Source organism: Streptomyces sp. RPA4-2 (assembly GCF_012273515.2).
Lineage (GTDB): Bacteria > Actinomycetota > Actinomycetes > Streptomycetales > Streptomycetaceae > Streptomyces > Streptomyces kaempferi.
Genome location: NZ_CP050975.2, coordinates 3251614 through 3267419 on the forward strand (window position 1 = coordinate 3251614; position 15806 = coordinate 3267419).

9 protein-coding genes are annotated in these 15806 nt (G+C 71.6%); all 9 read right to left on the minus strand.

Annotated features, from left to right (window positions below; genetic code table 11):
* Positions 1–132 precede the first annotated feature (132 nt).
* Positions 133–1476, minus strand: a complete 1344-nt coding sequence (locus tag HEP85_RS14075; protein ID WP_168528082.1) for a hypothetical protein — start codon at positions 1474–1476, stop codon at positions 133–135.
* 181 nt (positions 1477–1657) lie between these two features.
* On the minus strand, positions 1658–2941 hold the full coding sequence (locus HEP85_RS14080) for a nucleotide sugar dehydrogenase (protein ID WP_168528083.1): 1284 nt from the start codon (positions 2939–2941) through the stop codon (positions 1658–1660).
* A gap of 9 nt (positions 2942–2950) precedes the next feature.
* Entirely contained in the window at positions 2951–4630 is a 1680-nt protein-coding gene (locus HEP85_RS14085) for a glycosyltransferase (RefSeq protein WP_168528084.1), read from the minus strand.
* Positions 4627–6210, minus strand: a complete 1584-nt coding sequence (locus HEP85_RS14090; protein ID WP_248001921.1) for a glycosyltransferase family 4 protein — start codon at positions 6208–6210, stop codon at positions 4627–4629. Before HEP85_RS14090 ends, HEP85_RS14085 begins: the two co-directional genes overlap by 4 nt.
* Positions 6200–7225, minus strand: a complete 1026-nt coding sequence (locus HEP85_RS14095; protein ID WP_168528085.1) for a Gfo/Idh/MocA family protein — start codon at positions 7223–7225, stop codon at positions 6200–6202. Before HEP85_RS14095 ends, HEP85_RS14090 begins: the two co-directional genes overlap by 11 nt.
* Entirely contained in the window at positions 7222–8337 is a 1116-nt protein-coding gene (locus HEP85_RS14100) for a DegT/DnrJ/EryC1/StrS aminotransferase family protein (protein ID WP_211117956.1), read from the minus strand. Before HEP85_RS14100 ends, HEP85_RS14095 begins: the two co-directional genes overlap by 4 nt.
* 405 nt (positions 8338–8742) lie before the next feature.
* On the minus strand, positions 8743–12786 hold the full coding sequence (locus HEP85_RS14105; protein WP_369657709.1) for an Rne/Rng family ribonuclease: 4044 nt from the start codon (positions 12784–12786) through the stop codon (positions 8743–8745).
* A gap of 261 nt (positions 12787–13047) precedes the next feature.
* Complete coding sequence (locus tag HEP85_RS14110) at positions 13048–13824, minus strand: TIGR03936 family radical SAM-associated protein (RefSeq protein ID WP_168528087.1); 777 nt, start codon at positions 13822–13824, stop codon at positions 13048–13050.
* 48 nt (positions 13825–13872) lie between these two features.
* Positions 13873–15105, minus strand: coding sequence for a hypothetical protein (locus HEP85_RS14115; protein WP_369657710.1), 1233 nt, complete (start codon positions 15103–15105; stop codon positions 13873–13875).
* Positions 15106–15806: the final 701 nt, after the last annotated feature.

Below are 15806 nucleotides of genomic sequence, written 5' to 3' on the forward strand. Positions count from 1 at the left end.
GTCCCGTTCGTCGGGGAAGCGGGCCTTTCCCCTCCCTCCCGGCTCACGGTCGGACGTTCCGGTGGCCGCCGAGCAGCAGCCGGTCGACATCCGCGTAGGCAATCGCCGCGTACGACGGTCGAGACCTCCCGCTCAGCGGTCCCGACCAGCAGGCCGGTCTTCGGTCCGCGTTCCGGGACGCGGTGGGCCGGCACGCCGAAGCTCCGTCTCTGTCATCGGAACCGAGGACCAATGACGGTCGACGAGGAGGGGCAGGCCCAGAACAATGGGCGTCCACATCAGGACACCGAGACGGTCGGCCTCTTGGACGAGCGGATGGGCCACGACCGCGGACGCTCCCGTGAACGCGGTGGCGAGAGCGAGCAGGCCCAGTCCCTTGCCGTGACGAGCCAGCGCCCAGGCAGCGAGGGCCATGAGGACCAGAAAATACGGCAGCCCGGCCTGCTGGGCGATCCAGTCCCGCGCGAACCGGACGGCGAGACCCAGCAGCGCGCTCCAGGGATCGGCGATCTCCGGAGCGTCGAAGTGATGGGTGAAGGTGTCCTGAAGGGTGGCCTGTGAGGAGGCCAGGCCGAGAATCCGTATAGCCGCGACGACCCCACCGGCTGCCACCGCGGAAGCCGCCGCGAGGACGACCGTACCCCGGTGACGTGAGGGGCGGTTGCGGCACAGTGCCCAGGTCGCGGCCGCGCCAATGGCCGCCGCCAGCACCAGGGCCGACGAGTAGCGGGTGACCCCGCCGGCCACGTACCCGAGGGCCACCAGGACCGTTCCTTTCACCATGGACCGGTGCCTGAGCAACAGCAGACCGCCCCAGAGCACGCACAGAACGCACACCGTGAACAGCCCCTCGCCCAGAGCCTGGGCGCTCCACCAACCGAGCGGTGTGACAAGGAACGCCACTTGGCCGACTGTCGCGGCCCGCCGGTTCAGCCCCGCACAGCCGAGCAGCCCGAACACGAGCAGCGAGCCCCCCGCAGCCAGGAACACTCCCAACAGCCGCATCCCCTTGAGCACCCCGAAGGCCCCGACGAACGGCGCCGCGAGCAGGGGGTAGCCCGGTCGACCGGAGAAAATGGCCTGGTAGCGCGGGTCACCGGTAGTGATGTCGGGAGCGTCGATCCACCGATTGAGGCAGGACCGTTCGGCACCGGTCCTGAGGGCATGCCGACTCTCGTGGACCATCGGCTTGAGCTGCTCGTCATGCGCCGCGCGGTCGGCGCGGCTGGCGCAGAAGGCGACGAGCGCCGTGCGATGTGCTTCCTCGCGCGAGGCGCCGAGATACTGCTCCGCCGCCCGCGCGTACCGGTAGGAATCCGGGAAAAGTGTCCACTGCGGCCCCGCGACGAGCTGGAACACCGCGTACAGCACACAGATCGCCAGCGGCAGAGCGGACCGACTGCCGCGTACCCGGGCAACGATCCGCGCCGTGGAGGACGCGGTGACGCCGGTGACGGCGGTGAGGACAGCGGGCACGTGAGGATCCTGAGCAGTGAGCGGCCAACCCCGGCAGCGTGGCCAGGGCCGGATCATATGACGACTTCCAGGCGGCCCGAGCCGCCGGCCCCAGGAACCTGTTCCGGCGGCTCTCCCCCTCCGCTTCACTGCATGGGCCCGCCCCGTACGCCCGGACGGGCCCCTGCAGTGCAGGTGTGTGTCAGCCGCCGATGACAACCCGGCGGACGCCCTTCCAGGCCTCCGGGTCGGTCGTACGGCGTCCGTCGACCAGGACCGTGACGTCCGGCAGGTCCGCCGGGACCAGCGTCCGGTACTCGGCGTGGTCGGCCTGCAGGATCGCCGCGGTGACCTTCTCACCGGCGTGCGGCGGCAGACCGTGCGCCGACAGTTCCTCGGCCGTGTACATCGGGTCCGAGACGAACGGGACGGCGCCACGGGCCCTGAGCGCCTCGACGGTCGGGAAGACGCCGGAGAAGGCCGTCTCCTTCACGCCGCCGCGGTAGGCCGCGCCCAGCACGAGGACGTTCGCCCCGGTCAGGTCGCCGTAGGCGGCCGCCAGCAGGTCCACGGCGTACTCCGGCATGGCCGCGTTCGCCTCACGGGCGGAACGGACGACGGTCGCGGACGGGTCGTTCCACAGGTACATCCGCGGGTAGATCGGGATGCAGTGGCCGCCGACGGCGATGCCCGGCTGGTGGATGTGGCTGTACGGCTGCGAGTTGCAGGCCTCGATGACCTTCTTCACGTCGATGCCGTTGCTGTCGGCGAAGCGCGCGAACTGGTTGGCCAGGCCGATGTTGACGTCGCGGTACGTGGTCTCGGCGAGCTTGGCGAGCTCGGAGGCCTCGGCGGTGCCCAGGTCCCAGACGCCGTTCGGCCGCGGCAGGTCGGCGCGCTCGTCGAAGTCGAGCACCCGCTCGTAGAACTCCACGCCCCGGGCGGTCGACGCCTCGTCGATGCCGCCGACCAGCTTGGGGTAGCGGCGCAGGTCGGAGAAGACGCGGCCGGTGAGGACCCGCTCCGGCGAGAAGACCAGGTGGAAGTCCTCCCCCGGGGTCAGGCCCGAGGCCTCGGCCAGCATCGGCGCCCACCGGGTGCGGGTGGTGCCGACCGGCAGGGTGGTCTCGTAGGAGACGAGCGTGCCCGGCTTGAGGCCCTGGGCGATGGCCTTCGTCGCGGAGTCCATCCAGCCGAAGTCCGGCGTGCCCTCGACGTCGACGAACAGCGGGACCACCACGACCACGGCCTCGGACTGGGCGACCGCTTCCGCGGTGTCCGTCGTCGCGCTCAGCAGCCCGGCCTCGACGGCCTGCTTGAGCTTGACGTCCAGGTCGTGCTCACCGGGGAACGGCTCGATGCCGGCGTTGACCAGCTCGACGACCTTCTCGTTGACGTCCGCCCCGATGACTCGGTGCCCCTTGGACGCGAACTGCACGGCCAGCGGGAGCCCGATCTTGCCGAGGGCTACTACACAGATGTTCATGGACGGTCGCTACTTCCTTTTCGAACGGCTCGTGGGGGAACCGGTCAGCTTCGGGCCGGCGGATCCGGATTTCAGTCGCCGGGCGAGGGCCGACTTCGCCCGGGAGGCCAATGACGGCTTCGAGGGGTACAGGGGACCCGTGGTGATCACCACGCGGCCCTTGGGGTTCACCATCGCCCGCGCGTAGTACGGGGCCTCGTAGGCGCCCCAGCGGCGCGCCAGCGGCATGGGCTTGCCCTTGCCGCGCACGGGGATCTCGTAGGTCGAACCGGCGACGTCGAGGTAGACCCGTGCGCCCAGTTTGACCGGCCGCCGCTCCAGCGGGATGCGCGCGCGCAGCACCGTGGCAGCGCCGTCGTCGGTGAGTTCGGTCGTGAACGCGCCCACAGGAGCGGGGAGTTCGTGGCCCTTCGGGAGCTTTCTGGCTTTGGGCTTGTCCGCGGACGCGGGCATGGCGCCCTGGGCGAGACGCAGGACGGCTCCGTCGACGTCGCCGAGGACCGGCAGCCGGAGGGTGGCCGTGTAGGTGATCCCGTCGCCCTCCTGCTCCCAGGTGGAGGCGAGCAGTTCGGTGCCCTGCGCGAGACGGCCGGGGACGGCCTCCCCTACGAGCTCGTAGCAACGGTCGGACAGGCCGATGCGGGGATCGCGGAAGCCCGGGTAGCGGGCGTAGGCGCGCTCGCCCTCGACGACGAACGGCGGTGCCCCGTTCGCCTTCTCCGCGGTGATCGCCTCGGACAGCTCGTCGACCGCGCCGGCCTGGGCCAGGCAGATGCGCACCCGGCGCTTGACGTCCATGGCGTCACGAATGCCGTCGGTCAAGTAGGCGTCGGCGAGCCGTGCGACGCCCGCGCAGAGCTCACGCTGGAGCTCACGGTCGAGCACGGGGAAGTCGTCCTGGACGAGCTTGGCCACTTCCCAGGTGAAGTGCCGGCGCAGTACGGCGTCGCGCTCGGGGCCCGCCTCGAGGAGACCGGCCGTGAAATCCATGATCTCCACGGCGCACCGCAGCCGCGCCAGGTGGTCGGCGCGGTAGGTGATGTTGCTGGCGTCGCCCCGCTTCACCGCGTAGTAGCAGGTGTAGTCGGCCACCACGGAGATCTTCCGCGCACGCACGCAGGCCTCGATGGTGAACGGCTGGTCACTGCCCACGGGCAGGTGCTCGGGGAAGCGCAGCTTGTGCTGTTCGACCATGTCGCGCCGGAACAGTTTGGTGTTGGCGAGAGTCCACGGCAGGGCGGAGTCCGTGAGGCCTACGTCCGGGTTGTTCTCCTTGTAGAGAGCCTGGTGGACGTACCGGCCGTTCGTGCCGACCATCTTGCCGACGACGACGTCGGAGCCGTGCTCGTCGGCGCAGGCCACCATGCGCTCCAGCGCTTCCTCGCCGAGGTAGTCGTCGGAGCCGATGAAGTAGACGTAGCGGCCCGTGGCGATGTCCAGCGCGCGGTTGCTGGGGGTGGCCGGACCACCGGAGTTGGCCTGGTGAAGCACCTTGACGGTGCCCGGGTACCGCTCCGCGAAGCGGTCGAGTTCGGCACCGCTGTCGTCGGTGGAGCCGTCGTCGACCGCGACGATCTCCAGCCTCTCCCGGCCGATGCTCTGCCCGATCAGGGAGTTCAGGCACTCCGTCAGATAGGGCATGGTGTTGTAGACCGCGACGACGACGCTGACGTCGGGTGTGCCACTCATGTCCGTGCCTCCACCGGTCTCTGTTCGGCCGTCTGCCGGGCCCCGCTTCCGGGCAGCAGCCCGCTGTAGACCTCGTCCAGCACGTCGGCCTGAGCCTCCCAGGTCCACTGGTCGAGGAGTCCCGGCTTGTCGTAGACGCTCCGGTAGCGCTCGGCGTCGCCCAGAACGGACTTCACCGCGCGGACGTAGTCCTCCACGTCCTCGGCCCGGAACACCTCGCCCTGGCCGGTCTGCTCGACCATGGAACCCATCGTCTTCACATCGCTGACCACCAGCGGCAGCCGGGCGTGGGAGTACTCGAAGAACTTGGTGATGAGCGCGATCTCGTGGTTCGGCCAGTGGTGGATCGGGATGACCCCGAGATCCGCTGCCGCGAGGAAACGCACCACCTGGTAGTGCGGCACGTACGGCACGATGTGCAGCCGGTCGTCCACCCCCAGCTCCTCCGCCCGCGCCCGAAGGGCCCGCATGTACTCGGAGTCCGTGTTGAGCACGACGAACGCGGTGTGCACGTCGGGCAGTTGCGGCAGCGACTCGACCATGGTGTCGAGGCCGCGCTGATGGGCGGCGGCACCGCTGTAGACGGTGAGGGGCACGTCGTGCCCGATGCCGCACAGCTCCCGCAGATCCGGAACGGGCTCGGCCGCCTGCTCCGGCGAGACCTCGGCGTCAGGAGCATTGAGGACGACGGTGGGGCGGGCCTTGAGGCCGTGCCGCTCCTGGAGCATCCCGGCAAGAGTGTCCGAGACCGTCGTCACGGCGTCGGCGTGCCGCGAGTACTCCAGTTCGTGCGCGCACTGGGCGACGTGCCAGCGCGGGTGCGGGCTCCACGGCTTGATTCCGGGCAGGAACTCGTGGGCGTCCCAAACGAGCTTGACCTTCTGCCCCTTGGCGCGGGCGCGCAGCGTGGCGCGGGCTCCGACACCCAGCATGCGGAAGTCGTTGGCGTGGACGAGGTCGGGCTTGAGCTCGTCGATGACCTTGCCGTACGCGAGCTCGAAGTCCCAGAGATGGGGATCGAGCCTGCGCCAGGCACGGGTTCCCATGGTCTTCCGCCAGAAGGCGGTGGTGAACCTGTCCAGCGCGGAGTCCATGTCCTTGCGCCGCTTCTCCAGCGCCATGGTGCTGCGGTGGCGCAGTTTCACCCAGGAGTACAGGAAACGGGCCAGGAAGCGGGGCGCCACGAGCCTCAGCCGACCGAGGGCCGAACCCTCCTGCTTGGCAAGGATCAGCCGTACGTTGAGGTCGGCACGCCGGGCCTTGAGCTTCTGGCGCCGGTACGCGGCCAGCGGACCGGGCCGGTAGGCCAGCGGGGAACGCAGTACGGCACGCCGGTACTCGTGGCGCCGACGGGACATCGGGCCAGGTACCGGCAGGAGACGGATCTGGGCGTCACCGATCTGCCAGGTCTGCTCCTTCTTCCCCTTGGCCTTGCCGAGCAGTACGACGTCCCAGCCCGCCTCGGCGGCCGACCTGGCCTCCTTCTGGACACGCGAGTCGCCGTTCACCCCGTTGTCGACGAGCATCACGATCCGCCCGCGCACGGGCCGGTCCGCCGACGTGTTGTTCTCAACTGCCATGGATGGCCAGGTCCTCCGAAAGAAGCGAAACACTGCGGTTGTCCAGCGCCGACTCGAGCACAGCAGCCGCCACCTCCACCGTCCGCGTGCCCTGACGCAGGGTGCAGATGTCGGCGGGCTTGCCGAGCACGGCGTCGCGGAACAGCTCGTGTTCGACGAGGAGCGGCTCGCGCTTCGGGATGGCGTAACGGATCATGTCGCCCTCGGAGACGCCACGGAAGGCCTGAAGGGCCTCCCATTCCGTCGCCATGGCGGAGTTGGAGTGGAACGTCAGGTCGGCGGTGAGGGTGTCGGCGATGAAGCAGCCGCGCTCGCCGGTGACCGAGGTGAAGCGCTCCTTGAGCGGGCTCAGCCAGTTGACCAGGTGGTTGACCATCGTGCCGTCGTCGAGGCGGCCGACGGCGGAGACCATGTCCTCGTGCTCGCGGCCGCTCTTGGAGACGGTGTGCGCGGCGATGGAGACGTACTCGCGCCCGGTCACCCAGCCGGTGAGGTCGATGTCGTGGGTGGCGAGGTCCTTGACCACGCCGACGTCCGCGATGCGGTGCGGGAAGGGACCCTGGCGGCGGGTGACGACCTGGTAGACGTCACCGAGCTCGCCGGCCTCCAGCCGGGCGCGCAGCGAGCGCAGCGCCGGGTTGCACCGCTCGATGTGGCCGACACCGGCGACCAGGCCGCGCGACTCGAACGCCTCGACGAGACGGTGCGCGCCCTCCACGGTGTCGGCGACGGGCTTCTCGATCAGCGCGCAGACACCGGCCTCGGCGAGCTGCATGCCGACCGGCTCGTGCAGTGCCGTGGGGCAGGCCACGACGGCGTAGTCGATGCCGAGGCCGATGAGCTGCTCGACGGTGTCGAGGATCGGCACGCCCTGGGCGGCGCCGAACTTGTCGCCCATCGGGTCGACGACGGCGACGAAGTCGACGCCCTCCAGCCCGGACAGGACGCGGGCGTGGTGACGCCCCATGGAACCAAGGCCGACGAGTCCGGCCCGCAGGTTGTTGCCACTGCTCACAGCTGGGCCCCCAATGCGTCCACGGCGGACACGATGCGCTCCAGGTCCCCGGCGGACAGACCCGGGTGGACGGGGAGCGAGACGACCTCGGCGGCGGCACGCTCCGTCTCCGGCAGGTCCCAGATGCGACCGGCCTTCTGGTCCGGCTCCCAGTACGGCTTCAGCCGGTGGATCGGCGTCGGGTAGTACACGGCGTTGCCGATGCCTGCCTCGGTCAGCACCGCCATGGCGGCGTCGCGGTCGCCCCGGACACGCACGGTGTACTGGTGGAAGACGTGGCGCGCGCCCTCGGCGACGCTCGGCGTGACCACGGACGGCGCGCTGATGTGCTCCGTCAGGTACGCGGCGTTGGCGATGCGCTGCTCGGTCCAGCCGTTCAGCTTGGCGAGCTGCACCCGGCCAATGGCGGCGGAGACGTCCGTCATACGGACGTTGGCGCCGACGATCTCGTTGGCGTAGCGCTGCTCCATGCCCTGGTTGCGCAGCAGGCGCAGGGTGCGGGCGATCTCCGCGTCGGCGGTGGTGACCATGCCGCCCTCGAGGCTGTGCATGTTCTTGGTCGGATAGAAGCTGAACGTTCCCGCGTTGCCGAAGGCGCCGACCGGCGTTCCGTGCAGGGCGGCCGCGTGCGCCTGGCAGGCGTCCTCGACCACGGCGAGTCCGTGCCGCTCGGCGATCGCCATGATCCGGTCCATGGCGGCGGGGTGGCCGTAGAGGTGGACCGGCATGATCGCGGCGGTGCGCGGCGTGATGGCCGCCTCGACCGCCGCCGGGTCCAGACAGAAGCTGTCCGCCTCGATGTCGGCGAAGACCACGTCGGCGCCGACGAGGCGTACCGCGTTGGCGGAGGCCGCGAAGGAGAACGACGGCACGATGACCTCGTCGCCCGAGCCGACGCCCAGCGCGAGCAGCGTCAGGTGCAGTGCGGATGTACCGGAGTTGACGGCGACGCAGTGCCGTCCGTCCACCACGTCCGCGAACTCGGCCTCGAAGGCGGCGACCTCGGGGCCCTGGACGACCCGGCCGCTGCGCAGCACGCGCACCGCGGCGTCGATCTCCTCCTCGCCGATCACGGGTCTTGCGGCGGATATCAGCTCATGGGCGTCGGTCATCGACATCCCCTCCTCATCGGCGACCTCTCGGGCGCACCACTTTGTGCACGGGTCGGGAAGGAACGGTGTCGAGCGTGGCACGTCCGCATCCCTGGAAGTCCGCCGACGACTTGCGACGGCGATCGTTTCCCGCAAGACCCCGCCCCCTGGGGTACCTCGCGCGGTCTACGGCCCGCATGTCACCAGCAGCCGAGTCCGCGGTCAGATTACCAGCAGAAGTGCAAAGCTTTTCCTCAGGGTTACGACAAGGAAACCTCGGGTTGACGTGCGGTCCATCACAGGATTCGCGACAAGTGACCGTATCCGCGGCCCAGCTGCGACGAATCCGCCGGCGACGCGAAGGAACGAGGAAGCGCGGGGCACCGGTTCGACCGGTGCCCCGCGCTTCGGTATGCGATCCGGAACTCAGTCCTCCGTCGTCGCCGAGACGGACGGCGCCGTCTGCTCGGCGGCCGCCGTGGACTTCTTGACGGCGGTCTTCTTCGCCGTCGCCTTCGTGGCCGTGGCCTTCTTCGTCGCGGTCTTCTTGGCGACGGTCTTCTTGGCCGCCACGGCCTTCTTGGCGACGGTCTTCTTCGCCGTCGTCTTCTTGGCGGCCGTCTTGCGCGCGGCCGTCTTCTTGGCCGGGGCCGCAGCCTCGGCGTCCACGCCGGCGTCGGCCGCCGTGTCGGCCGCCTGGTCGCGCCCGCTCTCGCCGGCCGGCTCAGCCGCCACCGTCGGGACGACCATGACGGCCGCCTCCTCTGACGCGGTGGGCGCGGTGGCCTTGCGGACGGCGCGCCGACGCGGGCGGGCCGGAGCCGCGCTCTCGGCGGGCACCTCGGCGGGCGCTTCGGCGGCCTGCTCGGCCGGGGTCTCCGGCGCGGGCGCCGCGACCGGCTCCGTGACCGTGACCGCGGCCTCCTCCGCCGCCTTCGGTGAACCGGCCGGAGCCGACACCTTCCGCGTCGCACGGCGCCGCGTACGGCCCTTGGGTGCGGCCTCGTCCTCGACGACGGGGGCCGGCGCGGCCTCCGTCACCTCGACGGTCTCGGCCACCGGCGCCTCGACCGCGGGGGCCTCGACGACCGGGTCCTCGACCGCGACCGGCTCGGCCTCGGCGGCCTCGCGGGAAGCCCGCTCGGCCCGCTCCTCGCGCCGGCTCCGGGGAGCGCGCTCCTCGGCCTTCGGCGCACCCGCGGGGGCCGAGGCACGCCGGGTCGCACGGCGCCGCGAACGGCCACGGGACGCGGCGGCCTCCGCCTCGGCGGCGCTGCTGTAGAACTCCTCGTCGGCCCGGAACTCGGACACGGGCTGCGCCGGCGCGGCGGCCTCGACGGCCACCTCGGCCTCGGACTCGGCCGTCTCCGGCTCCTCCGCCGCCTCGTACGTCTGCTCGTGGTCGTGGTCGTGCTCGTGCACCTGCTCGGCGCCGCCACGGCCGCGCTTCTTGCGCTTGCCGCCGCCGCCGACGGAGGTGGGCTGCTCCATGTGGACGATCACGCCGCGGCCGTTGCAGTGGACGCAGGTCTCGGAGAAGGACTCCAGCAGACCCTGGCCGACCCTCTTGCGGGTCATCTGGACGAGGCCCAGCGAGGTCACCTCGGCCACCTGGTGCTTCGTACGGTCGCGTCCCAGGCACTCCAGGAGGCGCCGCAGCACCAGGTCCCGGTTGGACTCCAGGACCATGTCGATGAAGTCGATGACGACGATGCCGCCCAGGTCGCGCAGCCGCAGCTGGCGCACGATCTCCTCGGCCGCCTCCAGGTTGTTCCTGGTGACGGTCTCCTCGAGGTTGCCGCCCTGGCCGGTGAACTTGCCGGTGTTGACGTCGACCACGACCATCGCCTCGGTCTTGTCGATCACCAGCGAACCGCCGCTGGGCAGCCAGACCTTGCGGTCCAGCGCCTTCATCAGCTGCTCGTCGATGCGGTACGTCGCGAAGACGTCGACCTCGGAGGTCCACTTCGAGAGCCGGTCGGTCAGGTCGGGCGCCACGTGCGCCACGTAGCCGTGGATGGTCTCCCACGCCTCGTCGCCACTGACGATGACCTTGGAGAAGTCCTCGTTGAAGATGTCGCGGACGACGCGGACGGTCATGTCCGGCTCGCCGTAGAGCAGCGTCGGGGCGTTGCCGCTCTTCGCCTTCTTCTGGATGTCCTCCCACTGCGCCTGCAGACGCTCGACGTCACGGCTCAGCTCGTCCTCGCTCGCGCCCTCGGCGGCGGTGCGCACGATGACGCCCGCGTCCTCGGGGACGATCTTCTTGAGGATGGTCTTCAGACGCGCGCGCTCGGTGTCGGGCAGCTTGCGGCTGATGCCGGTCATCGAGCCCTCGGGCACGTAGACCAGGTAGCGGCCGGGCAGGGACACCTGGCTGGTGAGGCGGGCGCCCTTGTGGCCGATCGGGTCCTTGGTGACCTGCACGAGGACCGACTGGCCGGACTTCAGGGCGGCCTCGATGCGGCGCGGCCCGTTGGCCATGCCGAGCGCCTCGAAGTTGACCTCACCGGCGTAGAGGACCGCGTTGCGGCCCTTGCCGATGTCGATGAAGGCGGCCTCCATCGACGGCAGCACGTTCTGGACCTTGCCCAGGTAGACGTTGCCGACGTACGAGGTCGACTGCTCCTTGTTGACGTAGTGCTCGACGAGCACGTTGTCCTCGAGGACGCCGATCTGGGTGCGCTCGCCGCTCTGGCGGACGACCATCACGCGCTCGACGGCCTCACGACGGGCCAGGAACTCGGCCTCGGTGATGATCGGAACACGGCGGCGGCCCTGCTCGCGCCCTTCACGGCGGCGCTGCTTCTTCGCCTCCAGGCGGGTGGAGCCCTTGATGGACTGCACCTCGTCGCTCGGGTGGTCGTCCTTCTTGCCGCGGGGCTCGCGGACCTTGACGACGGTGCGCTCGGGGTCGTTGTCGGTGGACTCGGCGTCCGTGCCGGAGTCACCGGCGCGACGACGGCGGCGGCGACGGCGACGGCTGCTGCTGGAGCCGCCCTGCTCCTCGCGCTCGTCCGCGTCCTCGGCGTCCTCGGCGTCCTCGGCCGTCTGCTCGGCGGTGTCCTCGGAGTCCTGCGCGGCCTGCTCGGCGGCGTACTCGTCGTCACCGGCCTCGCCGTCCGCGTCCGCGGACTCGCCACGGCGACGGCGACGGCCACCACGACGGCGACGACGACGCGAACCGGCCGACTCCTCCTCGTCGGACTCGTCACCCTCGACGGCGTCCTCGGCGGACTCGTCGCTCTCCTCCGCCTCGTCGACGTCCTCGACGGGTGCGGCCTGTACGGGGGCGGCCACGGGCTCGTCCTCGACGGCCCGGCGGCGACGGCGGCGGCGTCCGCCGGTCGTCTCCTCGGCCGCGGCGACGGGCTCGGGGACCTCGGCGACCTCGGCGACCTGGGTCACCTCGTCGGCCTCGGGAACCTCCGCGGCCTCCTCCGCCGCTTCGGCGGCAGCCGCGGCCGCGGCCCGCTCCGGCGTCTGGAACATCGGCTCGGTGAACACGGGCGCCTGGAAGACGGCGACGGCCGGACGCGCGGGGCGACGGCCGGACTCGGTCTCCTTCGGCGCGGGGGCGGAGAAACCGACGGCGGCCTTGCGGGTCGCGCGGCGGCGGCCACGGCGCGGGGCACCGTCCTCGGCGGGCTCCGTGGTCTCGACGGCCTCGGCGGCGGTGCTCCCGCCGGAGGGCCGGGTCTCGCTGGGCTGGGTCTCGCTGGACACGGGCGCCTCCACACGCTCGTCGGCGGTGTCGCCCTCGGGCGCACCGGCGGGTGCGGAGACGCGCCGGGTGGCGCGACGTCGGGTGGTACGACGGGGTGCGTCGTCCTCGGCGGCGGGCGCCTCGGCCTCGGCGGGCACCGGCTCTGCCACGGCTTCGGCGGGCACGACGGCCTCGGCGCCGGTGGCGGCCTGGGGCGCGCCGGTCGGCGCGGAGGCGCGCCGGGTGGCACGGCGGCGCGGGCGGGCGGCGGGCGCGGCCTCGTCGGCGGCGGCCTGCTCGGTACGGTCCTCCACGGCGGGGGGCTGCGCTTCAGGGGCGGGAACCACGGTCTCGGCCGGCTCCGCCGCCTCGGCGGCCTCCGCCGTCACAGGGGCGCCGGCGGGCGCGGACGCCCGGCGGGTGGCACGACGGCGGCTACGGCGCGGAGCGGTGTCCTCGGCGCCGGTGTCCTCGGCGGTGGCGCCGTCGACCGGGGTCTGATCGGCGACGGCCTCGGCCGCCGCTGCGTCCACCGTCTCTTCGGCCTCTTCGGCCTCGGCGGCCGCTACGGCCTCGGCGGATGCCACCGGCGGTATGGCCGGCGCGGTGGTCTCGGCCACGGCCGCGGATTCGGCCGCGCCCGTGGGCGGACCGGCGGGACGCGACGCCGCACGGCGGCGGCGCCGCGGCGGCAGGGTGTCGCTGGGGGTGTTGTTGGTGTCGGAGCCCGTGGAGGGCTCAGTGGGTTCGGTCGGCTCGAGCATGCGGGTGGATCTCCCGTCAGGCTCCCGGGCGCCGCGCCTGGTCCGGCAGTGCCGGTGACGTCCGCGGCTCGCGCGATGCGCGGTGCCGCCGTCCGGGGCGCGGGCGCCGCACGGGAGCTCTCTGTGTCCTGTCTCGCCGGTTCCGTACGCCATGTGTGCGTACGGCCTGGCGAAAGTCTTCTGGTGGGTGCGCTGCCCGACCCAGGTGGCTCCCGGATACGAGGGCGGCGCTACGACATCCGTCCCTACGCGGGACCTTCCTTACGCCGACGCCTTCGCGGCGGCAGCTGTGGCGGCCCCTGTGCGATCGGCTGGAGCGGCCGTGACTGCCTCGCGGTCGGGCGCGAGCGGGTCGGTCACCGTGCCGGTCTCTTCATCGAACAGCCCCTGCGCCAGCCTGGTCACCGCTGCGGCGACCGGCGGCGCCAGGTCGGCCACGGCGCGAAGACCGGACAGGACGTCGTCGGGTCGAACGGCAGGCGTCACGTGCCGAACAACCAGCCGCAGTATCGCACAGGGCTGGTCCGTCGGCCTATCAGCCTGTGCGGTGTGCGCCTCGAGGCTCGCCACCGCGCTGCGGGCGTCGAAGGTGCGCATCCCGTTCTTGGTCCTGCGCTGGACCTCCACGGCGTCGGCCGCGGTGAAGGCGGCGACCGCGCGCTCCGCGTCCTCGGGCGCCACGCCGTCGAGGCGCAGCTCCCACACGGACGCGGTGAGCCGCTCGGCGAGACCCGAGGTGCGGGCCTCGACCGCCTCGATGATGTCGAGCCCCACGGGCATCGACTCGTCGAGGAGCTCACGCAGCTTCTCCGGGTCACGCGCCGCCGTGAGCGCGATCTCCAGATACTCCGCCTCACTGCCCGTGCCGGTGGGTGCGGCATTGGCGTACGACACCTTCGGGTGCGGCGTGAACCCCGCCGAGTAGGCCATCGGCACCTCGGCACGGCGCAACGCACGCTCGAAGGCGCGCTGGAAGTCACGGTGGCTGGTGAACCGGAGGCGGCCGCGCTTGGTGTAGCGCAGTCGGATGCGCTGCACCGCGGGTGCGGGCGGCGGGCCTTCGGGCTGTCGCTTGCCCAGTGTCGTTCAGTCCTTCGTGAGAGCGGTCGTACTGCTACCTAGAGTACGTGCAGCGGCGGCTCCCGGTTCCCCGCGGTGGTCCGCCGGCCGGAGCGGCTCGGGCTCGCGGGGCGTGCCGAACAGGATCCTGCGGACGTCGGCACGGGTCTGCCGCGCGGACTCGCGGGCGGCGGCCAGGGTCTGCCGCACGGACTCGCGGGCGGCGGCCAGGGTCTGCCGGGTGATCCGGCCCACACTGCGGGCGGCCTCGGCGGCGGGCCGCAGGACCGTGTCCCGGACGGCATGCCCGACGGGTGTCAGGACGGTCCGGTACACCCAGCGCACGGGCTCCACGAAGGCCAGCCGGAACAGCCGGGCGAGGAAGCGTCCGGCGGCGAGCGAGAGATGCCCGGCCACCCGCCAGGCGTGTCCGAGGGCCTCCACGATCTCCCGGCCGACGACGGCGAGGACACGTCCCACGGGCACCAGTACCCAGCGCCACACGGCGAGCGCGGGCAGGACGAGCAGGACACGCAGCGTCCAGTAGAGACCGGTGCCGATCCCGCTGAAGATCATCCGTACGAGTCGCCCGAGTCCGCGGGCCGTCCATGCGATGGCCCGTCCGACGGGCGCGAGGAGCCACTCGTAGAACCACCGTGCCGGTACGACGATCAGATACCGCGTCAGCCAGGCCACGGCCTCGTACACCCCGAGTCCGGCGGCCGCGAGCCCGATCCCGACACCTTTGAGCAGCCGGGCGAGCGCGCGGCCCGCGGGCGCCAGCAACCACGCGTACACCCGGCCGAGCCCGGTGCCGATGCCGCGCAGCAGCCGGCCGAGCCCGCCGAGAACGCCCCGCGACAGCCAGGCCAGTGCGGCGCAGGCGCCCCGCGCCGTCCAGGCGATCGCGTGCCCTAGGGGGGTGAGCACCCGGCCGTACAGCCAGGCGGCGGGGACCACGAGCAGCACGTACCCGAGCCGGCCCAGTGTCCTGGCGACCGGGACCACGGCGTACCGCCACAGCGTCACCCAGGGCCACACGAACACCGCCCACGCCACCCACAGCAGCGCCCGGCCCGCCGGCCGCAGCACGGTGTCGCGCAGCGACCGCCCGACGACGACCAGCGCGTCCCACGTCATGCGCACCGGCACCACGAGCACGAGCACGACGATCCGCACCGGCAGTCGGACAGCGACGGTGAGGCATCCCTCGGCCCGGGGCACGGGTCGCTCATCAGCGGGCGGCTTCTCCAGATCCATACCCAAGTAGACGCGTCACCCGGGCCTACGGATGCGCGCGACCGCCTCCCGCCTCCCGTCTCCGCGCGACCGCACTCACCGTCGCCCGAGGTCGAGTTCAGTGACGCAACGGTTCCGCCGCACGGAGCACCGACCTCGAGCGGGCGGACAGGTCGAGCACGGGTCGCAGCGGGACAACAGAAGGATCCGGGTGGGCTGAAAGGACCGGACCGGGGCACTCGGCTCACTGAGGCACCGATGGGTGCCACTCCCTCGAAGGAAAGAGAAATCCATGTACATAGGACTGGGTACCGTCGTCCTCATCATCGTCATCGTCGCCGTCGTCATGATGCTGCGCCGCGGCTGATCCGTGCCTCGCGTGCCGCACCGTGGGCCAACCGACGCCCGCGTGCCGCACGATCAGTCATGACCCATGGCCCGCCCCGAATTCCGTTCTCCGGGCGGGCATGGTCACGTCCGGCGAGATCCGGTGGCCGTGCTGTCGGAGCCGGACGGTCCGCCCACCGTGCCGAGCCCGCCCGGCACCCTTGCCGCGCCGCGGGCGCCCTCTCCTTCACCGGATACCACGAGGACCCGATTTATGTGACCGTATTAATCGGGACGGCGATCCGCCCAATCCACATCGACGACAATTCATGGAATGCCGATGATATTCAACAGATCACAGTCATCCACGGAATACTGTGTCGGGCGCCTGCGCC